Source organism: Herbaspirillum sp. B65, from assembly GCF_000333555.1.
GTDB classification, from domain to species: Bacteria; Pseudomonadota; Gammaproteobacteria; order Burkholderiales; family Burkholderiaceae_D; genus Herbaspirillum; species Herbaspirillum rubrisubalbicans.
The window spans coordinates 1-2,287 of the sequence record NZ_BADI01000119.1 but is presented as its reverse complement, the minus strand read 5'-3'; the positions used below and the strand labels follow the sequence as shown (position 1 = coordinate 2,287).

At 62.7% G+C, this 2,287-nt stretch carries 2 protein-coding genes and 1 pseudogene; all 3 read right to left on the bottom strand.

Going from position 1 to position 2,287, the window contains the following annotated elements; genetic code table 11:
• Positions 1 to 590 (bottom strand): NAD(P)/FAD-dependent oxidoreductase (locus tag I5W_RS03205; RefSeq protein ID WP_044528160.1); only part of this gene is annotated, 590 nt, incomplete at its 3' end.
• A gap of 20 nt (positions 591 to 610) precedes the next feature.
• A pseudogene (locus I5W_RS03200) lies at positions 611 to 1,704 on the bottom strand (electron transfer flavoprotein subunit alpha/FixB family protein).
• A 31-nt stretch (positions 1,705 to 1,735) separates the two neighbouring features.
• A partial coding sequence (locus tag I5W_RS03195; RefSeq protein ID WP_044528161.1) for a protein FixA occupies positions 1,736 to 2,287 on the bottom strand: 552 nt, incomplete at its 5' end.

Below are 2,287 nucleotides of genomic sequence, written 5' to 3'. Positions count from 1 at the left end.
GATGTCTCTTCGGGCATGAAATGGATTTCCTTGACCGCCAGCGCCACTTCGGCCGGATCGAGCTCGGGGCGAAAGCCGGCCTTGCGGGCCAGCACTGAATTGACGCCATCGGCCAGCACCACGATGTCGGCATAGATCGAGCCGCCCACGCGATCGGTCTGCACGCCCACGACGCGCTGACCATCCATGAGCAGATCGGTCACGGTGGTCTCGCAGATCAGCAGGGCGCCAGCCTCTTGCACCTTCTGCGAAAACCATTTGTCGAACTGGGCGCGGATGATGGTGTAGCGGTTGTAGGGCGGCTTGTTGAAGTCTTCCGAGCGGTAGTGGCCACCGATGAAGGACTGGTCGTCGAGCACCCACATGCGCTGCTCAATGATGTGGCGCTCCAGCGGCGCGTCCTCACGAAAGTCCGGAATGATACGTTCCAGCGCATCCGAGTAAAGGATGGCACCTTGCACGTTCTTGGAGCCGGGATATTCCCCCCGTTCGATCTGCAGCACCTTCAGTCCGGCCTTGGCCATGGTGTAGGCGCAGGCATTGCCGGAGGGGCCGGCGCCGACTACGATGGCATCGAATTTTTCAGTCATGCTGTTCTCCCTGTTGTGGCTCAACTCGCCATGCGCATCGTGGTCAGTTGTTGACGGAAGGCCTCGGTCAAGGCCGGCAGGATGGTCATGGCATTGCCGACGATGCCGTAGCTGGCGAAATCGAAGATGGGGGCGTTGGGATCACTGTTGATGGCAATGATCACGTCTGAATCGGCCATACCGACACGGTGCTGGACGGCACCCGAGATACCGGCCGCGATATACAGCTGGGCCGCACGGTCTTGCCGGATTGTCCGACCTGGCGCTCGGCCTGGACCCAGTTGGCTTGCACTACCGGACGCGTGGCCCCCACCTCGGCCCCCAGCACCATGGCCAGGTCCCAGATCAGCTGGAAATTCTCGGCCCGCTTCATGCCGCGTCCACCGGCCACGATGATGTCGGCAAAGGGTAGCTGCGGCTTGTCCTGCTGATTGTCGGGAATGTATTCGAGTACCTTGGTGATGATGTCGCTCTCGACCAGGCACAGCGGGTGTTCGATGATCTGGCCGCTACGGCTGCGGTCGGGCTCCGGCATGGCCATCACGCGCGGCCGCACGGTGGCCATCTGCGGCCGGTAGTTCAGCGTCAGGATGGTACACAGCAGGCTGCCGCCAAAGGTCGGACGCGATGCCGCCATGCTGCGGTTTTCCATGTCGATGGTGAGCCCGGTGCAGTCGGCAGTCAGGCCGGTCTTGAGCGTGGTGGCGACACTGCCGGCCAGGTCGCGTCCTTGCGCGGTCGCTCCCAGCAGCAGGATTTCCGGCTGATAGCGGTTGACCAGATCGGTAAGGCCCTTGGTGAAGGGCTGGTTACGATAGGCCGACAGGGTAGGGTCGGCCATCAGGTAACAGCTATCGGCACCATGGTGGAACGCCTGTTCGCAGAACTGGCGGGTCGCCAGGTCGGGCGCGCCCAATACCACGCCCGAGAGTGACACGCCGAGCTGGTCGGCCAGCTTGCGGCCTTCGCCCAGCAGCTCCCAGGAGACCGGATGGACTTCGCCGCGCTCGTGTTCGATGAATACCCAAACGCCTTGATAGGCCTTGAGGCGTTCGTCCAGTTCGTATTTTCCCTTGCCGCCTTTGCGCTCTGGAGCAGGCTTCTCTTGGTTCATGCTGTGCCTCGTAGAATCGATATGGGGTGGATCAAGCGACCTTCCTGGCAATGGCCTCACCCAGTTTCGGGTGTTGCGTGAAGAGCTTGCCGACCAGGGTGACCGCCAGGTCGCGCGCTTCGTCGCCCTCGGCCGTGATGATCTCGGCGCAGCGCGCATTGGGCTTGGGCGCAAACACCTTGCTCACCACGGTGGGCGAGCCCTTCAAGCCGATCTTGCTGATGTCCTCGATGCCGGCAGCGGTACGGTCCCAGGTACGGATCGGATGGCGGGCGGCGCGGAACATGTTTTCCATGGTGGCAAAGCGCATCTCGTTGCTGCCTTCGAGCATGGTGATGAGGCAGGGCAGCCGGGTCTGGAGCACCTGTACCCCGCCTTCGGCACGGCGCTGGATGACGATTTCGCGCGCAATCGGGTCCAACGACACGATCTTGGAGACATAGGTCAGCAATTGCAGATCGAGCCGCTTGGCGATGCCCGGGCCGACCTGGGCCGTATCGCCGTCGATGGTCTGCTTGCCGGCCAGAACCAGATCGACCGCCTGGTCTTGCGAGATGCGCCCGATAGCGGAGGCCGGCATAGA